General features: G+C 68.1%; 17 protein-coding genes. 9 read left to right on the top strand and 8 right to left on the bottom strand.

Annotation, left to right across the window (positions count from 1 at the left end; all coding sequences use genetic code 11):
- The first annotated feature begins 15 nt into the window (after positions 1-15).
- On the top strand, positions 16-876 hold the full coding sequence (locus ACWDPV_RS11510) for a putative RNA methyltransferase (RefSeq protein WP_449743073.1): 861 nt from the start codon (positions 16-18) through the stop codon (positions 874-876).
- A 32-nt stretch (positions 877-908) separates the two neighbouring features.
- Here the strand turns inward: ACWDPV_RS11510 and glgA are convergent, their stop codons facing one another.
- Positions 909-2075: a glycogen synthase gene (glgA, locus tag ACWDPV_RS11505; protein WP_449743072.1), complete on the bottom strand. Its 1167-nt coding sequence runs from the start codon at positions 2073-2075 to the stop codon at positions 909-911.
- 135 nt (positions 2076-2210) lie between these two features.
- Here glgA and glgC point away from each other — a divergent pair, with 135 nt between their 5' ends.
- Positions 2211-3425: a glucose-1-phosphate adenylyltransferase gene (glgC, locus tag ACWDPV_RS11500; protein WP_348807245.1), complete on the top strand. Its 1215-nt coding sequence runs from the start codon at positions 2211-2213 to the stop codon at positions 3423-3425.
- Between the two features lie 68 nt (positions 3426-3493).
- Here the strand turns inward: glgC and ACWDPV_RS11495 are convergent, their stop codons facing one another.
- From ACWDPV_RS11495 to cofD, 3 genes are read right to left on the bottom strand one after another with little or no spacing between them, the layout of a single operon-like run.
- A complete protein-coding gene (locus tag ACWDPV_RS11495; RefSeq protein ID WP_449743071.1) occupies positions 3494-4057 on the bottom strand; it encodes an NUDIX domain-containing protein in 564 nt (187 codons plus the stop codon).
- On the bottom strand, positions 4054-5397 hold the full coding sequence (locus ACWDPV_RS11490; protein ID WP_449743070.1) for a coenzyme F420-0:L-glutamate ligase: 1344 nt from the start codon (positions 5395-5397) through the stop codon (positions 4054-4056). The genes ACWDPV_RS11495 and ACWDPV_RS11490 overlap by 4 nt, the downstream gene beginning before the upstream one ends.
- Positions 5394-6428, bottom strand: coding sequence for a 2-phospho-L-lactate transferase (gene cofD, locus ACWDPV_RS11485; protein ID WP_449743069.1), 1035 nt, complete (start codon positions 6426-6428; stop codon positions 5394-5396). Before cofD ends, ACWDPV_RS11490 begins: the two co-directional genes overlap by 4 nt.
- 678 nt (positions 6429-7106) lie before the next feature.
- Here cofD and ACWDPV_RS11480 point away from each other — a divergent pair.
- Positions 7107-7364 (top strand): WhiB family transcriptional regulator, encoded by a 258-nt coding sequence (locus tag ACWDPV_RS11480; protein WP_348807262.1) that lies wholly within the window; start codon positions 7107-7109, stop codon positions 7362-7364.
- A gap of 225 nt (positions 7365-7589) precedes the next feature.
- Here ACWDPV_RS11480 and ACWDPV_RS11475 read toward each other — a convergent pair whose 3' ends face one another.
- Positions 7590-8105, bottom strand: coding sequence for a metallopeptidase family protein (locus ACWDPV_RS11475; protein WP_449743068.1), 516 nt, complete (start codon positions 8103-8105; stop codon positions 7590-7592).
- A 104-nt stretch (positions 8106-8209) separates the two neighbouring features.
- Between ACWDPV_RS11475 and ACWDPV_RS11470 the strand changes: the two genes are divergently transcribed.
- Genes ACWDPV_RS11470 through manA form a run of 3 tightly spaced genes read left to right on the top strand, consistent with a single transcriptional unit; the run spans position 8210 to position 11105 of the window.
- Positions 8210-8677, top strand: a complete 468-nt coding sequence (locus ACWDPV_RS11470; protein WP_449743067.1) for a DUF3499 domain-containing protein — start codon at positions 8210-8212, stop codon at positions 8675-8677.
- A 44-nt stretch (positions 8678-8721) separates the two neighbouring features.
- Positions 8722-9861, top strand: coding sequence for a hypothetical protein (locus tag ACWDPV_RS11465; RefSeq protein WP_449743066.1), 1140 nt, complete (start codon positions 8722-8724; stop codon positions 9859-9861).
- Positions 9858-11105, top strand: coding sequence for a mannose-6-phosphate isomerase, class I (gene manA, locus ACWDPV_RS11460; RefSeq protein ID WP_449743065.1), 1248 nt, complete (start codon positions 9858-9860; stop codon positions 11103-11105). The genes ACWDPV_RS11465 and manA overlap by 4 nt, the downstream gene beginning before the upstream one ends.
- On the opposite strand, the gene eccE is transcribed toward manA, so the two are convergent.
- Positions 11099-12853 (bottom strand): type VII secretion protein EccE, encoded by a 1755-nt coding sequence (gene eccE, locus ACWDPV_RS11455; RefSeq protein ID WP_449743064.1) that lies wholly within the window; start codon positions 12851-12853, stop codon positions 11099-11101. The genes manA and eccE overlap by 7 nt on opposite strands.
- A 176-nt stretch (positions 12854-13029) precedes the next feature.
- Between eccE and eccB the strand changes: the two genes are divergently transcribed.
- Positions 13030-14514, top strand: coding sequence for a type VII secretion protein EccB (gene eccB / locus ACWDPV_RS11450; RefSeq protein WP_449743063.1), 1485 nt, complete (start codon positions 13030-13032; stop codon positions 14512-14514).
- 49 nt (positions 14515-14563) lie between these two features.
- Here eccB and hpxO read toward each other — a convergent pair whose 3' ends face one another.
- Positions 14564-15727 carry an FAD-dependent urate hydroxylase HpxO gene (gene hpxO, locus ACWDPV_RS11445; protein ID WP_449743062.1) on the bottom strand — a complete coding sequence of 388 codons (1164 nt, stop codon included), beginning with the start codon at positions 15725-15727 and terminating at the stop codon, positions 14564-14566.
- A gap of 83 nt (positions 15728-15810) precedes the next feature.
- Positions 15811-16434, bottom strand: coding sequence for a TetR/AcrR family transcriptional regulator (locus tag ACWDPV_RS11440; RefSeq protein ID WP_449743061.1), 624 nt, complete (start codon positions 16432-16434; stop codon positions 15811-15813).
- A 91-nt stretch (positions 16435-16525) separates the two neighbouring features.
- On the opposite strand from ACWDPV_RS11440, the gene ACWDPV_RS11435 reads away from it, so the two are divergent.
- Positions 16526-17077, top strand: coding sequence for an NADPH-dependent FMN reductase (locus ACWDPV_RS11435; RefSeq protein WP_449743060.1), 552 nt, complete (start codon positions 16526-16528; stop codon positions 17075-17077).
- A gap of 410 nt (positions 17078-17487) precedes the next feature.
- Positions 17488-17721: a glutaredoxin-like protein NrdH gene (nrdH, locus tag ACWDPV_RS11430; RefSeq protein WP_348807553.1), complete on the top strand. Its 234-nt coding sequence runs from the start codon at positions 17488-17490 to the stop codon at positions 17719-17721.
- Positions 17722-17732: the final 11 nt, after the last annotated feature.

The following is a 17732-nucleotide window of genomic DNA, read 5'->3' as shown; positions in this document are numbered from 1 at the left end:
TCGGCCCTGGCCGAGATGGTTGCGTCCTTCCGATGCCCGGTGTGTACCGGGCCGCTGGAACTGATGGCCGATCGCAGCGCACTGCGCTGCGATCGGCGTCATTCTTTCGACATCGCCCGTCAGGGTTACGTCTCTCTGCTGGATGGGAAATCCGGCGCTCTCCGTGCCGACACCGCCGACATGGTCGCCGCACGACTGCGCGTGCATGAGGCCGGTGTCCTCGACGCCGTCGTCGCGGCCACCGCCGACGTGGTCGCTGACCTCGTCGGGCCGGAACCCTCGCCGGTCCTCGTCGATCTCGGAGGCGGGCCGGGGGTGTATCTGCGGGCGTGTCTGCGCAGGCTCCCGGACGCGCGCGGAGTGGTGTTCGATCTGTCGAAATACTGTGCCCGCGCGGTCATGCGGGAGCGCCCCGCCGCAGTCGCCGTCGTCGCCGACGTGTGGCGGTCGATCCCGATGGGCGATGCCACCGCGACACTGGCCCTGTCGGTGTTCGCACCCCGCAACGCGACGGAGACCGCACGGGTGCTCACACCCGACGGTCACCTGGTGATCGTCTCCCCACAGGCCGACCACCTGCACGAACTCATCGCGCCGATGGGCATGCTGAATGTCGCGCCGGACAAGGACGCCCGGATCGAGGCGGCGATGGAACCGGATTTCGAGATCCGCGGGCGTCGGTCGGTGCGATCGGCCGTCGTCGTCGACGCACCCATCATCGCCGATCTGGTGGCGATGGGGCCGTCGGCGTTTCATCACTCACGCGCGCACATCGACGACCTCGCGGCACAGTGGGTGGCGCAGGCCGGTGGGCCGATCGAGGTGACGTGCGCGGTCACGATCACCGTGTGCCGACCGCGGACCGCCGGCCGGTGATGACGGCGATGGTGGTCCGGAGAATTCGACGGCTACCGCGCGGCGGCCCGATAGACCCCCAGCGTCTGCTCGGCGATCGTGGCCCAGGAGAACTCGGTGGCCGCACGCTCCCGCCCGGCACGACCCATGGCCGCCGCCGACGCCGGATCTGCGCTCACGGTGTTGACGCCGTCGGCCAGTCCGCGCTCGAAGGCGACCGGATCCGCCGGGTCGTAGGGGACCAGCACACCGGTCACGGCGTCGACGACCACCTCGGGGATGCCGCCGACCGCCGACGCCACCACCGCCGTCGAGCACGCCATTGCCTCGAGATTGACGATTCCCAGCGGTTCATAGACCGATGGGCATACGAAAACCGTTGCTGCGGTGAGTATTTCGCGGATGCGTGGATGGGGAAGCATCTCCCGGATCCAGTACACGCCGTCGCGTGACTCCGACAACGCCGACACCGCGGCCTCGACCTCGGCGCCGATCTCCGGGGTGTCCGGGGCGCCGGCACACAGGATCAGCTGGATCTCGGGATCAAAATGATGGGCGGCGGCGACGAGGTGGGCGACACCCTTCTGCCGGGTGATGCGCCCGACGAAGGCCACGATCGGACGGTTTGGGTCGACACCGAGTGCGGTCAGGGTGGATTCTGGACCGAAGGGGTCGTCCACCGGATACCACTGCGTCGTGTCGATTCCGTTGCGCACCACGTGAACTCGCTCCGGATCGAGGCGCGGATAGGTGGCGCAGACATCGCCCGCCATTCCGGTGCTGACGGCGATCACCGCATCGGCATATTCGACGGCGTTGCGTTCGACCCAACTCGACACCCGGTACCCGCCGCCGAGTTGTTCGGCCTTCCACGGCCGCATCGGCTCCAGTGAGTGTGCGGTCAGCACATGTGGCACGTCGTAGAGCGCACCGGCCAGGTGCCCGGCGAGCCCGGTGTACCAGGTGTGGGAGTGCACCAGGTCGGCTCCGGCGGCCCCGACGGTCATCCGCAGATCCGCCGACAACGTGGTGATCGCGGCGTTCGCGCCGGCCAGTCCGGGGTCGGGGGAGTAGACCTCGGCGGTGTCGCGGGGGGCGCCCATGCAGTGCACGTCCACGTCGACGAGATCTCGAAGATGCCTGACCAACTCGGTCACATGGACACCGGCCCCACCGTAGACCTCGGGCGGATACTCCCGTGTCATCATCGCCACCCGCATGGCTAGAGACGCTAGTGCCCGCGACGGCTCTTCGCCATCGAAGTGCGCCAAGTCGTCGGTGCGCCCGCAAGCTCACACCGACGAGGTGGTGTGTTCATCTGGCCGGGGCGGGTGTTGACGGTTAAGTTTGTGAGTGTGAGATCACAGCCGCATGTGCTCGGAATCGTCCTCGCCGGCGGTGAGGGAAAACGCCTGTACCCCCTGACGATGGACCGTGCGAAACCGGCGGTTCCGTTCGGCGGCGCGTACCGGTTGATCGACTTCGTCCTGTCCAACCTGGTCAACGCCGGTTACGAACGCATTTGCGTTCTGACGCAATACAAGTCGCATTCGCTCGACCGCCACATCAGCCAGACCTGGTGGTCATCGGGATTTCACGGCGAATACATCACGCCGGTTCCCGCCCAGCAGCGGCTCGGGCCGCGCTGGTACACCGGCAGTGCCGATGCGATCTTCCAGTCGATGAACCTCATCCACGACGAGCAGCCCGAGTACATCGTGGTCTTTGGCGCCGACCACGTGTACCGGATGGATCCGTCGCAGATGGTCGAGGCCCACATCGATTCCGGTGCCGACGTGACCGTTGCGGGCATCCGCGTTCCGCGCGCGGAGGCGACCGCCTTCGGCTGCATCGATTCCGACGATTCGGGGTTGATCACCCGGTTCCTCGAGAAGCCGTCGGATCCTCCCGGGACGCCCGACGATCCGGAGGTCACTTTCGCGTCGATGGGCAACTACGTGTTCACCACCGAGGCGCTCGTCGAGGCCATCCGTGCCGATGCCGCCGACTCCGACTCCGATCACGACATGGGCGGCGACATCATCCCCGCCTTCGTCTCGCAGGGCAGCGCCTACGTGTACGACTTCGCCGACAACGAGGTCCCCGGAGCCACCGAACGCGACAAGGGGTACTGGCGCGACGTCGGTACCCTCGACGCCTTCTACGACGCCCACATGGATCTGGTGTCGGTCCACCCCGTGTTCAACCTCTACAACCGGCGATGGCCGATTCGCGGCGAGACGCTGCATCTGCCGCCCGCCAAGTTCGTTCAGGGCGGCCACGCCCAGGACTCGGTGGTCGGGGCCGGTTGTATCGTCTCGGCCGCGTCGGTGTCCACATCGGTGCTCTCGGCCAACGTCATGATCGAGGACGGCGCGGTGGTGGAGGGCAGCGTGCTGATGCCGGGCGTGCGGATCGGCAAGGGCGCAGTCGTGCGTCACGCGATCCTCGACAAGAACGTCGTCGTGGGTGAGGGTGAACAACTCGGCGTCGACCTCGAGGCCGATCGCGCGAAGTATGCGGTCAGCGCCGGCGGCGTCGTCACCGTCGGCAAGAACATCCGCGTCTAGGCGCGTCCGGGCGCTGTGGTTCAGTGCCTCAGTGGTTCAGTGCCTCAGTGGTTCAGTGCCTCAGTGGTTCAGTGCCTCAGCGCAGCGCCGATCAATGCCGGCACGGTCACGTCGTCGACGGCGTCGGGTAGTGCGTCGACCGGCCACCAGCGCAGGTCGACCGATTCGGAACTGCACTCGATCGGCGGCGGGGCGCCCGTCGCGGTCGGTGCGGTGACTACCGCGAACTGCATGTCGAGGTGGCGGGTCGGCACGCCGAGCGAGCAGGTGATCGGGTGAGTGTGCAGCGCGACGAGCCCACCGGTGATCTCCAGGTCGCCGATCCCGGACTCCTCGCGCGCCTCGCGTCGGGCCGCCGCGGTGACGGACTCGTCGTCGGGTTCGCAATGACCGCCGAGCTGAACCCATTTCCCCACGCGCGGATGCAGTGTCAGCAGCACGTGCTCACGCGCGGCGTCGAACACGATCGCCGACGCCGTCAGATGACCGGCCGCGCAGGCCCGCAGGCAGGCATCGTCGGTGGCCGCCAGGAATGCCAGATAGGTGTGCCGGAGGGCATCCTGCGGGGCGTCGGGGGCCGACCATCCGCTCAGCAATTCCACCGCCGAGGCATGCAGCGTCGCGGCACTCACAGTTCCACCAGCCACTCGTCGACCGGCGCGGGTGAGCGCACTGACAGTTCCTCGGTGGGATGGCCGATCGCGATGGCACCCAACGGTTCCCACGACGACCCGAGATCGAGGGCATCGCGCACGACGTCGGCGGCGAAGATGGTCGAACCGACCCAGCAACTGCCCAGACCGCGCACCGACAACGCCACCAGCAAGGCGTTGACCGCACCTCCGGCGGCGACGGTGAACATGGTGTGCTCGCACTCGTTACGACGCGGGTCGGGATACTCGTGTGCGCCGTCGGCGACGAGGAACGGGATCACCAGTTCGGGGGCGTCGTAGAGGATCCGGCCGCGCCGGAGTCGGGTCTCGATGGAATCGGGGGTCTTGTCATCGGCGGTCAGATCCGACCGCCACCGCTGCGTCATCGCCTCCAGCAGGGCGGTTCGCCGTGCCGGATCGCGCAGCCACACGAACCGCACCGGATGGGTGTGGTGAGGCGCCGGCGCGGTCAGCGCGTCGGCACAGGCGGCGCGGATGCCCTCGGGGGACACCGCGCGCGTGTCGAACGACCGCACCGACCGTCGGGTCAGCAGTGCCTCACGGCGCCCCTGCTCGATGGCCTCGGCGGTGCCGAGGTGGAAGAGATCCTCGGCGATCGGCCGGATCAGGTCGGTGGCGGCCGACCCGTCGTCGGTGACGCTCAGGCCGCGCACCACCGCCACCGGAACACCCGCCAGTTTGCCCTTGACCAGATCGGCGGCCGCGGCGATCTCGTCGGCGACCGCGATGTCGGTCACCAGGAGGGGGTTGCCGTAGGAGTCGACGCCGCCCTCATACGGATGGCTGACCGCGATGCCCGACGACCCGATCGCGACGTCGGTCTGCCCGGTCCGCCACGCCCGCCCCATGGTGTCGGTGACGATCACCGCGACGTCGAACCCGCGGGCGCCCAACGCCTCCCGCAATCGCCGGGCACTGGCATCCGGATCCTCCGGCAGCAGCGCCAAGGAATCGGTCGGCACGTTCGACCCGTCGATGCCCGAGGCCGCCTGAACCAGGCCGAGTCGGTTCTCGGTGATCAGGGTGCGGTTCTTGCGCGCGATCACCCGGACCGATTCCTGTTCGACGAGACGGCGCCGCAACGCATCCCGCTCCTCGGGGTCGGTGGGTGCCACCACCATCCGTCCCTCGATCTTGGAGAACACCTTGCTCGTCACCACGACGACATCACCGTTGGTCAACCATGGTGCGGCAGTCAGGATCTCGGCGGCGAGGTCGGAATGCGGGCCGAACTCGCGCAGACCGGTGACCGGCTGGATCGAGATGGCCCCGCTCGCCCGGTGGTCGCGTGTGGTCATCCGCGCACCGCCGGGGTGTCGACGCCGACCAGCGCGCACGCCGCCCGCACCATGTGTGCGGTCGTGACCGGATCGGTCATCAGTAGCGGCGCCGACCCGATCGAGATCCCCTCGACGGCCGCGTCGTCGCCGTCGGCGATCAACCAGCCGTCGAGTAGACCGTTGCCGCTGCGCGGCCCGTAGTGCGCAGCGATGGCCTCCGCCGAGGTCTCGACCCCGATCACCGACAGGCACTCATCGGCCATGCCCCGCAGCGGCCGGTTGTCGATCACCGGAGACACCCCGACCACCGGTGCCGAGGTGGTGCGCAGGGCGCTGCGCACCCCCGGGACCGTCAAGATCATCCCGATGCTGACGACGGGGTTGCTCGGTGCCAGGATCACGACGTCGGCATCGGTGATCGCATCCAGTACGCCCGGGGCGGCCGTGGTGTCGTCGTGCCCGAGGGTCGCGAACCCGAAGGTCGGGATCTTCGCCCGATAGCGAACCCACCACTCCTCGAAATGGATGGCGATCTGATCGTCGGGTCCGGTGCCACCCGGTGCGGCCACCCGGACATGGGTCTCGTGCCGGTCATCGGTCGCCGGCAACAGACGCACCCCGGGTTGCCACCGTTTGCACAGGGCCGCAGTGACATCGGAGAGCGGGTAACCGGCCGCCAACATCTGCGTCCGGATCAGATGCGTCGCCAGGTCACGGTCGCCGAGACCGAACCAATCCGGGTCCGCACCGTAGGCCGCGAGCTCGTCCTTGGCATGCCACGTCTCGTCGCGGCGTCCCCATCCGCGCTCGGTGTCGATACCGCCGCCCAGGGTGTACATGCACGTGTCCAGATCGGGGCAGATGCGCACCCCGTGCATCCATGCGTCATCGCCGACGTTGACGATCGCGGTGATCTCATGGGTGGCGGCCTCCGCAGCGGCCTCGCCCGGGTCGGCTGCCGGGGGGAACGGCGTCGGCCCGAGAAGCTCGCGGACGCCGAGCAGGAAACGTGCGCCACCGACGCCACCGACGAGAACGGTCACCTTCACAGCGATCCACTGTAGTGATCGCGTCGGCGACCCGTACCCCGCCATCGGGTGGGCGTATACGTTCGGGTAGACCTATACGGCCCGTGGTGATCCGCGGGTGCAGGCTCACGACCCCAACGGGATCGTGTGGTGGGGTCGCCACGATGTGTGAGATTGGTGACGAAACCCATGCCGAACGTGTCGTAACTCGCGTTTCGGAGAACCGGTGGTATGAAGAAGATTTTCCACTCGGCTTGACCGGAGTGGTCGCCAGCGTGTGTAATCACATCAGTGTCATTTTCGGTTCGAGATCGAGAATTGCTGAACGAGAGGCAGTTTCGATCGGGTGTTCGATCCGATGATCGCTCTGGCGGCACTCGCGAAATGGGGGTCCCAGGCCGAACGCCTGGCACGTGGTGACGAACGACAGATGATGAATTCGGTGGATGGGGTGACGCGGCAGTGACGCCGTGGCGCGAACAAGCAGAAGAAGAACAACTTCCCAGGCAGGAGGCGCCGGCGATGGTATTCGACAATCCGATCGGCAATCCCCTTGAACCACAAGACCTTTCGCGACCCGCCAGTGAGACCGACGACGACGGGTTGTATCGCTCGCTCGGTCCGGTGGACGAGTCGTACCTGAGCCCCGTGCGTGACGTCGCCCCGGCCGATGAATCCGGGCCGCGTCGTCATCTCTCGTTGGTGCCCAACGACTTTGACGATCTCTTCGACAACGTCGAGGAACAGTGGCAGGAACGCGCACTCTGTGCCCAGACCGACCCCGAAGCCTTCTTCCCGGAGAAGGGCGGCTCCACCCGCGAGGCCAAACGCATCTGCTCCGGATGCGAGGTCAAAGCGGAATGCCTGGAATATGCCCTCGGCAACGACGAACGTTTCGGGATCTGGGGCGGCCTCTCCGAACGCGAACGACGACGCCTCAAGCGCGGAATTGTTTGATTGCGACGGCTCGGTGCTTGTTGGCGCCGGCTCCGCCGTCGCATGCTCACCGGGCTGAGCACACCACGTCTTCCTCTCGTCACATCGCTCGCAAGCTCGCTCCTCGTCGTGCAGACGAGGCGCGTCCGACGCGGTGGTGGTGAACTACCCAACCCGCTCCGGTGAGTACGCGCGGACGGAGTCCGCGCCGATTACGAGTCCTCGCCGACTACGGGGTCGCGCCGATCAATCGAGCCCTCGGTCGATGGTGTCCTCGTCGACGCCGAGGTGAGTGGCCACCTGCTGGACGAGCACCTCGTGAACCAGATCGATCAACTCCGTGTCCCGGCGGGCGCGACTTTCCAGTGGTCGACGGAACAGGATGATCTGTGCGCGAGTCGGTTGTCCGTGGACGTCCACCCCTGCCGGGATGAGTCGTGCGAGTGGAACCGCGCCGTCGGCGGTGACCTCATCGGGCCACGCCACCGTCTCGGGATCGCGCGGCAACATGCGCGGGATGTCGTCGACCGAAATGTCGAGACCGATCAGCTCGTCGTGCCAGCGTCGGTCGATCTCGGCAAACGCCTCGAGTGCGACGGCGTCGAATTCGTCGGACTTGCTGCGCCACGCGGGGACCGTGGTCGGCAACAACGGGGTGCGCAGACCCCGCCCACGCCGCTCCCGCCGCGGTGGTCGGCGGCCACCGCCGCTCGCCGGGCCGCCCCGTTCGGCCCGATCCGGACGGAATCCATCGATACGCATGGCGTGAGTGTAGGAGCGTGCGTGCCCGATGTCTCGTGGCGGTCTGACCCTCTGCGCGCGTGTCGGGGTCCACGTTCGATCCGCGCAGGGCTAACCTCATGGACGTGAAGCTTCCCCGACAGTGCTGCAGGCCCGGCTGCACCCGCTCCGCGGTGGCTACGCTGACGTTCGTCTACGCGGAGTCGACCGCGGTGATCGGCCCCTTGGCCGGCTCGGCCGAACCGCACTCCTGGGACCTTTGCGACGAGCACGCCCGACGGATCACCGTGCCGCGAGGCTGGGAGATGCTGCGCAGCGAGCGCGGATTCTCCACGCCCCTCGCCGAGGACTACGAACTGACCGCCCTGGCCGAGGCCGTCCGTGAGGCCAGCACCGGCGGACGGGCCGGCCGGATCGCCGCCGATGTGGCCCATCCCGATGCGCTCGACGGATTCGACGATCCCCGGCACGGACGACACCGGGCCACCGGCCGCCCCGAGGTCCCCAACGACACCGAGCGTCGTCGCGCCCCGACCACGCCGCGGCCCGGTCGACGCGGACACCTCCGGGTGCTGCCGGACCCCGTCGACTGACCATTGGTGGTCGAAGGCGTGACCGGCTGACTACTGTGGTGATCATGCGAACCGGTGCCACCGATCTCGACGACGTCGAGGAACTGATCGCGGCGGATTCCGAAGGCCTGCTGCATGCGGCCGCCCTTGCCGGTGCCCAGGTGCGGTCAGTGGCCGAGGCGATCCGCGAAGGCGTCACCGAGTCACTCGCCGAACTCCGCCCGCGCAGTGTCGTGGTGGTCAGTCCGGGAGGCGGCGCCGCGGCCGCGGCCACCGCGATGATCACCGCGGTGATGGCCACCCGCATCGACGTACCGATCGTCTCCGCGCCCGGACTCCCCGGATGGATCGGACCGCTCGACGTGGTCGTGCTGGCCGGCGACGACGGCGGCGACATGATCCTCGCCGACGCCGCCGCGCGCGCCCTGCGGCGACGTGCTGAAGTCGTGATCGCGGCACCGGTGGAGGGACCCCTGCGGGATGCTCTGGGCGGCAACGGAATCAACCTCTCGCCGCGGATCGACGTCGACCCACGGTTTCGATTCGCCGGATTCGTCGCGATCCTGCTCGCCGTCCTGACCTCCATGGGGCAGGTGCGGTTCACCGGGACGGCACCGGAGGTCGCCGACATCGCCGACGCGCTCGACGACGAGGCGGCCGCCGACCATCCGGGCCGGGAAACATTCCACAATCATGCGAAAATGCTGGCAGCGCGACTCGGTGACGGGCCGATGGTGTGGTCGGGGGATTCCCCGGCGACGACGGCGCTGGCCGGGCGAGCTTCGGGGGTGATGTTTGCAGTGACGGGAATCGCCGGTGCGGCACTCGATCTGGCCGACATCGGACGGGTGGCCCGCGATCAGTGGGCCGACGCCGGATCGTCGTCACCGGCCGATGACATCTTCTACGATCCGCAAATCGACGGACCGCGGCCGGATGCACCGCCGCGGGTGGTGGTGACCACATCCGCCTCCCGCGAATGGCACACCCGTCGCCGCATCGAAGGCATCCCCACCGCAGAGGTGGTGGTCGGTGATGGTGACGACATCGACTCCGGCGCAACGGCATCCGCTGCACCATTGTGGCCGGGTACCCCCGCCGACCGCGCCGACGTGCCGGCAGATCTCACGTCTTTGCTGGTGCTCATGCTGCGTATCGAGATGGCCGCGGTGTATCTGCGTCTGACCGAGGCCGGGCGCCGATGAGGGTCCTCGAGGGTAATCTCAGGACGTACGCGTGGGGTTCGCGGACCGCCATCGCATCGCTCCGGGGTCGGCCGGTACCGTCCCCTCACCCCGAGGCCGAATTGTGGTTCGGCGCTCACAGTGCCGGACCCGCATCGGTACTGACCGCCGACGGCGTCTCGGAGACCGACCTGCTGACCGCCATCGATGCCGACCGGCCGGCGGCCCTGGGGGGCCCCACCGCCACCGCCTTCGGAGGCCGACTGCCGTTCCTGCTGAAGGTTCTCGCCGCCGAGGAACCGCTGTCGCTGCAAGCGCATCCGTCCTCGGAGCAGGCCCGCGAGGGATTCGAACGGGAGAACGCGATCGGGTTGCCGATCGACGCCCGCGACCGCAACTACCGCGATCCATGGCACAAACCCGAACTCGTCGTCGCGTTGAGCGAGTTCGATGCGCTGGCCGGTTTCCGCGCGACCGCCGCCACCATCGCACTACTGCGCGAACTTCAGGTGAGCGAGCTGGACCCCTATCTGGGAATGCTTGCCGGTCAACCCGATTCGAGCGGGCTGCGAGCGCTGTTCACCACCTGGCTGACGTTACCGGAACAGACCATCGGCGCGTTGATGCCGCCGGTGCTGTCGGCGGCGGTCACCCTGCTGGAATCGGGACGCAGCGCATTCGGCGCCGAACTGCGCACCGCCCTGCAACTGGGTGAGATGTACCCGAACGACCCCGGGGTATTGGCGTCGCTGCTGCTCAACCGGGTCCACCTGACACCGGGACAGGGGATCTACCTACCCTCCGGGAACCTGCACGCCTACCTCGAGGGCACCGGGGTGGAGATCATGGCCAACTCCGACAACGTGCTGCGCGGCGGATTGACGCCCAAACACATCGACGTGCCGGAATTGCTACGGGTTCTCGACTTCACCCCGGTCGACGTCGACGACCTGATCCCGGCGATCCGAACGGTCGGTGCCGAACGCATCTATCTGACACCCGCACCCGAATTCCGGCTCTCCCGAATCGAACTCGACGGGACCGGCATGACCCAGCCGGCGTCCATCAGCTTCGACATGCCCGGGCCGCAGATCCTCGCGGTGCTCTCCGGGCAGATCGAGGTCCGGCCGCAGGGCGGGGCGCCGATCACCGTGCCCGCGGGACGGGCGGCATGGCTGGCCGACTCCGACCCGGATGTGGTGGTACGCGCCGATTCCGCGCGCGCGGTGTTCTTCCGGGCGCTGGTGCCGATCCGCGCTCAGTGACTTCCGGCGTACAACGCCTGTTCCGCGGCGGTGGCGACCATCGTCACCTCGGTGCGATGTCGGCCGGTGAGCACTGAGACCCGCTGCGGCGCAGTGGGATTCTGAATCAGCGCGACGTCCGCCCGGGCTGCGGCGGCCACGTCGGAGTGGGCGATCACGACGAAGCGGGTGCACCCCGGGTCGGGTGCGCCCGCGGGGGCGTTCACGCCGTCGAAGACCTCCACCCGCAGTCCCGCCCCCACCGGTCTCCGGTGATCGGCGAACGTCAGGAGATGGGGTGCGCCAACGGCCTCGACGAGCCCGCGCCATCGCAGCGGGTCGGCCGCACGGACGATCACCGGGATGTTGGTGGCGACGGTCCTAAGGACCGTCTGCGCCAACAACGTCTGGTCACCGGACAGCATGACGGTGCCGATTCCCGGTCCGGCGAGCGGCACCGCGACCGCGCGGCCGGACCGGTCCGCGCCGACGAGTTGCCCGCAACCCGCTGCCGGGATCTGCATCCGGCACAGGGCGGCCTGCGCGTCGGCACCCTCGAGTGCGGGCAGCAACCGGTGCAACCGCGACGACGAGGCCATCGGCACACCCGCGGTGAAGGCGTCGAACTGGTTGCCGGGCAACGGCGCAAGGCCCCGATGCCGGTGCCCACGCGGCAGATCGGGGCCGCCGCGATGGTCATCGAGGCGCACCAGCCCGGCGACCCGGAGTCCGCCGGCGGCGTTTCGGGACAGCCGGATGGTCAGGGTGGTGGCCGCAGCCGGCATCGCCCACACACGCGTGGCGACCTCGACCAGCGTCGTCGGCTCGACCGCGGCCACACACATGTGCAGGCGCATCGAGCTCACCTCATTCCAGGCCTCGGTCACCTCGTCGGGGGAACAACCGCCGGTGAGTTGATCGGTGACCGAGGAGATCTCGGCGGCCGACAACGCCGAAACGGTCAGTCCCTGCTCGGCGAGGCGCGCGATGACCCGACGGGTGGTGATCGTCGCCGCACGCAACGCACCCACCGCACCGCCGCCGCGTCGGGCGATGGCGTCCGGACAGTCCCGGGGATCCAGTCGCAAGATCACCACGGTGGTACGCAGGGCGGTGGCCGGCAGCGGACCCAGCGTGGCGCGATAAGCCGCCGCGGCGCGGTCCCGGCCCCAGGCGCGGCCACCGTGCCCGACGATGTCGATCGATGCCAGCGGAATGTCGTAGGGATCGATGCACTCGGCCAGCACCTCGAGTGGGATCTGTTGTCCCCATGGGTCGCGCGGCGTCGCGGAGTCCGGGGTGAGGAACGTGGTATCGGGCCCGCACGGATGAACGCGGATCGCGGTGATCAGGGTGTGGCCGACCCAGCGTGCGCCGATGGGGGTCTCGGCGTCGGGTGCGCATCCCGCGCCGGCGGGGGTCTGCCGGGCCGGTGGGATGTCGAACGGTGCCGGGATCAGATCGGTCGAGCGTCGTCGGGCCCGCGTCCAGGTGAACGAGATCCGGCGTCCCAGCCGGGACATCGGGGAGATCCCACCACGGCACGGCACAAGGGTCAGGCACACCACCGCGAGGATCGCCAGGGCGACCCATCCCCACCGTGAGCCCGACGCCGCCCAGACCGCCAGCCCGACGAACAGCAGGACCTCGCCGACGACCACGGTGGTCGGGATCGGTGGCCTGCGAATGCGATCACGGCGATGTGCGATGGGCGGATCGGTGCGCACATCGGCGTCCGGAGCCGACGGCGCGTCAACGAGTGTCATCATGGTCCCCCTGCTCCCCGCCTCACGGCGCTGATGTATCGGCTAGGCTACTACCTCACCGACCGGGTGAACCGGTGTTGGCGCAGTTCGACATTCGAGCCCGCCGACGGGAACCGATCGGGCTCGGGATGCGTCTGATCAGGTATCGGCGCGGTGTGTGGATCGGGGGGTGGGGGTCGATGGCGCGGCAATTGACGACCAAGGCGCAGGTCAACGGCTATCGTTTCCTGCTCAGCCGACTGGAGCACGCCCTGGTCCGGCGCGACGCCCGGATGCTGCACGACCCCATGCGCTCTTCCGTGCGGGCACTTGCGCTCGGCACCGTCCTGACGGTGTTGGCACTGGCCGGATTCGGCATCTGGGGCCTGATCCGTCCACAGGGGACGGTGGGACAGGCATCGATCCTGGTCGGCAAACAGAGCGGTGGGATGTACGTCGTCGTCGACGAGAAGGTGCATCCGGTACTGAATCTGGCCTCGGCCCGACTGATCACAGGCAGTGACAGCGCACCGAAGTCGGTTGCCGACTCGGCGTTGTCGGCGTATCCGCGGGGTCCGCTGCTCGGGATCCCGGGGGCGCCGGCCGCCCTGCCCGCCAGCGCGCACCGCGACACGTCGGTGTGGAGTGTGTGCGACCGCCCCGGATCCGGTGAGGACACCACGCGTCGGCTGGCGGTCATCGTCGACCGGCCGGCCACCGGTGCACAGATCGCACCGGCCGGACCGCAGGACGCGGTGTTGGTGACCGATGGTCGGGCAACGTTTCTGGTCTACCAGGTGGTCCGCGGTGAGCATTCGGTACCGGTACGCGCCGAGGTCGACATGTACGACGCCGCCGTGACGCGGGCGTTCGGTCTCGCCGATGAGACGCCCCGCCCGGTCGGCGTCGGTGTCCTCAACACCCTGCCCGAGGTGGCCCCGTTGGCCGTGCCGCGGATCGGTGGCGCCGGAACGCCCTCGGACCTGCCAATTCCCGACGTGTCGGTGGGCTCGGTGATCCGCACCGTCGGGGTGAACGGTCATCTCGACTACTACGTCGTGCTCACCGAGTCCGTCCAGCCGATCGGCGAGGCCACCGCGGAGATGCTGCGGCTGGCCGATCCCGGCAGCCCGGCCGAGGTGCCGACCCGGTCGCCGGCCTCGGTTAACGCCGCACCCCGCAGCGATTCGCTGCCGGTAACCGAATTTCCCTCGCACGCACCACATCTGGTGTCATCGGCAACGGCTCCGATGATGTGTTCGGTATGGTCACGCGGCTCCGCGGACCCGACGGCGCGGACTTCCCTGCTCCTCGGGCGTGGACTTCCGCTGTCCGCGGGAGTCGAAGTGGTGACACCGGCCGGCGCCGACGGTCCCGGGCCGCTGATCGACGAGGTGTACCTGCCCGCGGGCTCGGGTGAGTTCATCCAGACGACCGGCAATGAAGACGACAGCACCCGCACGGAATCGTTGTTCTACCTGAATGATTCGGGTGTCCGGTTCGGCGTCGCGGACATGGCCACGGCGCAGGTGCTCGGACTCGGTACGACCCCGGCGCCGGTACCCTGGGCCGTCGCGTCGCTGCTCGTCGCGGGCCCGACACTGTCGCGTCACGATGCGTTGGTGGCCCATGACGGTATCGCGGCGGATCCGTCGGGTCGGGCCGTGCCGGAACCGGAGAACTGAGCCGGCGGAGGTCGGGCGGGTCAGAGCACCGATCGGCCCGGCCGGCACGTCACACCGGCGTGACCGGACCACCCATGATGTTGCCGACGATACCGCGAATGATGTTGGTACCGTCCTCGTCTCGCAGTTCGGCGTACCACTGCGAGGTCTTCTCCGGATCCTTGCCGTGAGTGACATCGCATCGTTTCCGTGCGCGCAGGACGAGATCTCCCGCCCGCTCGGCGCGGGTCTTCTCGTACTCGGCGAGCGCGGCATGAACGTCGTCGGGATGGTCGGCGAAGGCGAATTGCAGTGCCACGGCATCCTCCATCGCCGAGCAGCCGCCCTGACCGATGTCGGGTGTCGTGTTGTGGGCGGCATCGCCGAGCACGGCGACACGTCCCTTGACCCACGTGTGAAACGGGTCGAGGTCGAGGATCTCGACCCGGTTGGTCGTCGCCGGATCGAGTGTCTCGATCAGTTTCTGGACCCCGGGGGCCCAGTCGGCGAACTCCTCGGCAAGGACCTCCCGCGCCGTTCCCCGTTCGAAGGGAACACCTTCGGGCATCGGGACGTCGAAGAAGAAGTAGAAGCGGTCACCGGCGATGGGCATCACCGAAACGCGCCGACTGTCACCGACGTAGGTGGTCCACTCCGTCGCCGGGCCGATCTCGTCGTCGACGGCGACGAGACCGTTGAAGTTGACGTAGCCGGCGTAGCGGCGGGTGACCGGGCCGCCGAGCACGTACTCGCGTGTCAGTGATTTCGCACCATCGGCCCCGATGACCAGGTCGGCCGAATCGGTGCTGCCGTCGGCGAATTCGACGGTGGCGGCATCGGGTCCGTCGCTGACCGACACCATCTTCTTGCCGAAGTGGATGTCGTCGATGCCGTAGGCCTTCATCAGCATCAGCTGCAGTTCGGCCCGCGCCACCGGATACGGGCGCTGGCCGACCTCGTCGATGAGAGGCTGCATCGAGAAACGACACATGGTCTCACCGGTGTGGGCGTCGACGTAGCTCATCGTCTCGACGATGCCGCCGAGTTCGGCGACCTCGTTCTCGAGGCCGAGGTGATTGAGGCACAGGACACCGTTGGACCACACCGAGATCGCGGCACCGACCGGCTTGTTCTCCGTGACCTGTTCGTAGACCTCGATATCCACGCCGAGCTTCTTCAGGGCGATGGCTGCACTGAGCCCACCCATACCGGCACCGATGATGATCGCCTTCACGCTGACTTCCTTTCACCTGACCCCTCCCAGGCTAATTCGGTGACGGGTTTCGTGCGCGCCGAGCAGAACTCGCGCACGCGGTCTCAGCGCGGGCCGATGCCGGCGGCGAGGGTGCGGATGAAGTGTTCCCATTGGTCGGCGATGGTCGCGAGATCGAGGCCGACGACCTCGGTGAGGTGGGCGACCGCAGACGCTCCGAGGGGAGCCTGGATCGCGATCGCGAGCGCGTCGACCTGATCACCGAATCCCATCTGGCGCAACAGGATCTGAATGTGTTGCGTCGACGAGCGCCAGACCGGGTGCTTCATGAACTCGCCGTTGTCGGCGCCGGCCTCGAGCAGGATGTCGAGGTGATCGGTGGTCATCTTCAGCCGGGCCCGGCCGTAGGCGAGCAGCCGGTCGAGGGGCGGCGCGCCCGGGCCGAGCGGGGACGGACCGGACAGGTACGCCTGCTGCAATTCGGATTCGGAGTGATCGAGGAGGGCATGCATGAGTCCGGTCCGGCTACCGAACCGACGGAACACGGTGCCCTTGCCGACACCGGCCTCCGCGGCGACGGCATCCATGGTCACCGCGGCCGCGCCGCGGGTGTCGATGAGGTTCTTGGCCGCGGCCAGCAACAGCCGGCGGTTGCGGGCTGCATCGGCGCGTTCGGTCTCACCCGGTGCGGTGAGATGCAGAGGAATCGCGTTCTGCTCGTCGGACACGTGATGAACCTAACTCTTGACGCCGTGGCGAAATATTCGGACCGTGGTCCGGTTGATTCTATCAACTTGTTTTGACCATAGGAGGAGCAACATGACCGATTCGATCGTTACCGTCGTCGCCCTGGTGGGCAGCCTGCGCCGCGACTCGATCAACCGTCGCCTGGCCCAGGCGGCCGCCGACAACCCGCCGGCCGGTGTGACGGTGACCGTCGTCGAGGGCCTGGACCGCCTGCCGTTCTACAACGAGGACATCGATGCCGGTGACCTCGACGCTGCCGTGGTGGCGCTGCGCGAGGACGTCGCCGCGGCCGATGCGGTCCTCATCGCGACGCCCGAGTACAACGGCACCATCCCGGCGGTCCTGAAGAACGCCATCGACTGGCTGTCGCGTCCCTACGGTCAGGGCGCGATGACCGAGAAGCCGGTCGGCGTCATCGGGGCCGCGCTGGGTCGCTATGCCGGAACCTGGTCGCGTGAGGACACCCGCAAGGCCGTCGGCATCGCCGGCGGACGCGTCGTCGAGGACATCGACTTCGGGTTGGCGACCGCCGGCCTCGCCGACGGTGCGCTGCCGGCCGAGGTGATCGACGATGTGGTCGGCGCGGTGCGGGTGCTGGCCGATCAGGTGCCCGCACGCGTCTGACGTCGTCGCTCGTAGGCATCCACGAGGCGTGTCCCGGATCTGCTCCGGGCGCGCCTCGCGGCGTCTCCGGTGGCCGGCGTCCGGTCGTCGGTATCACCACCGGGTGCGACACGCCCAACGCGTCCTGGACACGCCGGGATTTGAGATTGCGTACCTGCCGCGACCAGCGAGTTTCATGAATGTGATTCACAACTTCTAGTGGTGCTCGGAAATGTCAGACACTAGGTGTAGTGTTCTCAACACCAGCCGGACCGAGACGCGAGAGTGCCGTAGCGGTAGGAGAAGTTCGATACACGCAGTGACCTGCGTCACGATCTTCACGCTGGGAAATCGGGCTCTGAGGGGTCCGTGACCATACCCGACCGACGAGCATCTGCTGATCATCACGTGACACGAGGAGCGTTCTGCGAATGGCGATCACCGTCTACACCAAGCCGGCGTGCGTGCAGTGCAATGCGACCTACAAGGCCCTGGACAAGCATGGCCTGGAGTACGAGGTCGTCGACATCAGTCAGGACGACGAGGCGCGCGACTACGTCATGGCACTCGGGTACCTGCAGGCACCGGTTGTCGTCGTCGGCGACGACCACTGGTCGGGCTTCCGCCCGGACCGCATCAAGGCCCTCGCCGCCGCCGCTGCCTGACGCGATCGCCA

Source organism: Gordonia sp. NPDC003504 (genome assembly GCF_053587995.1).
Note: the sequence above shows the minus strand (reverse complement) of the source record. Positions and strands in the feature narration are given on the sequence as shown.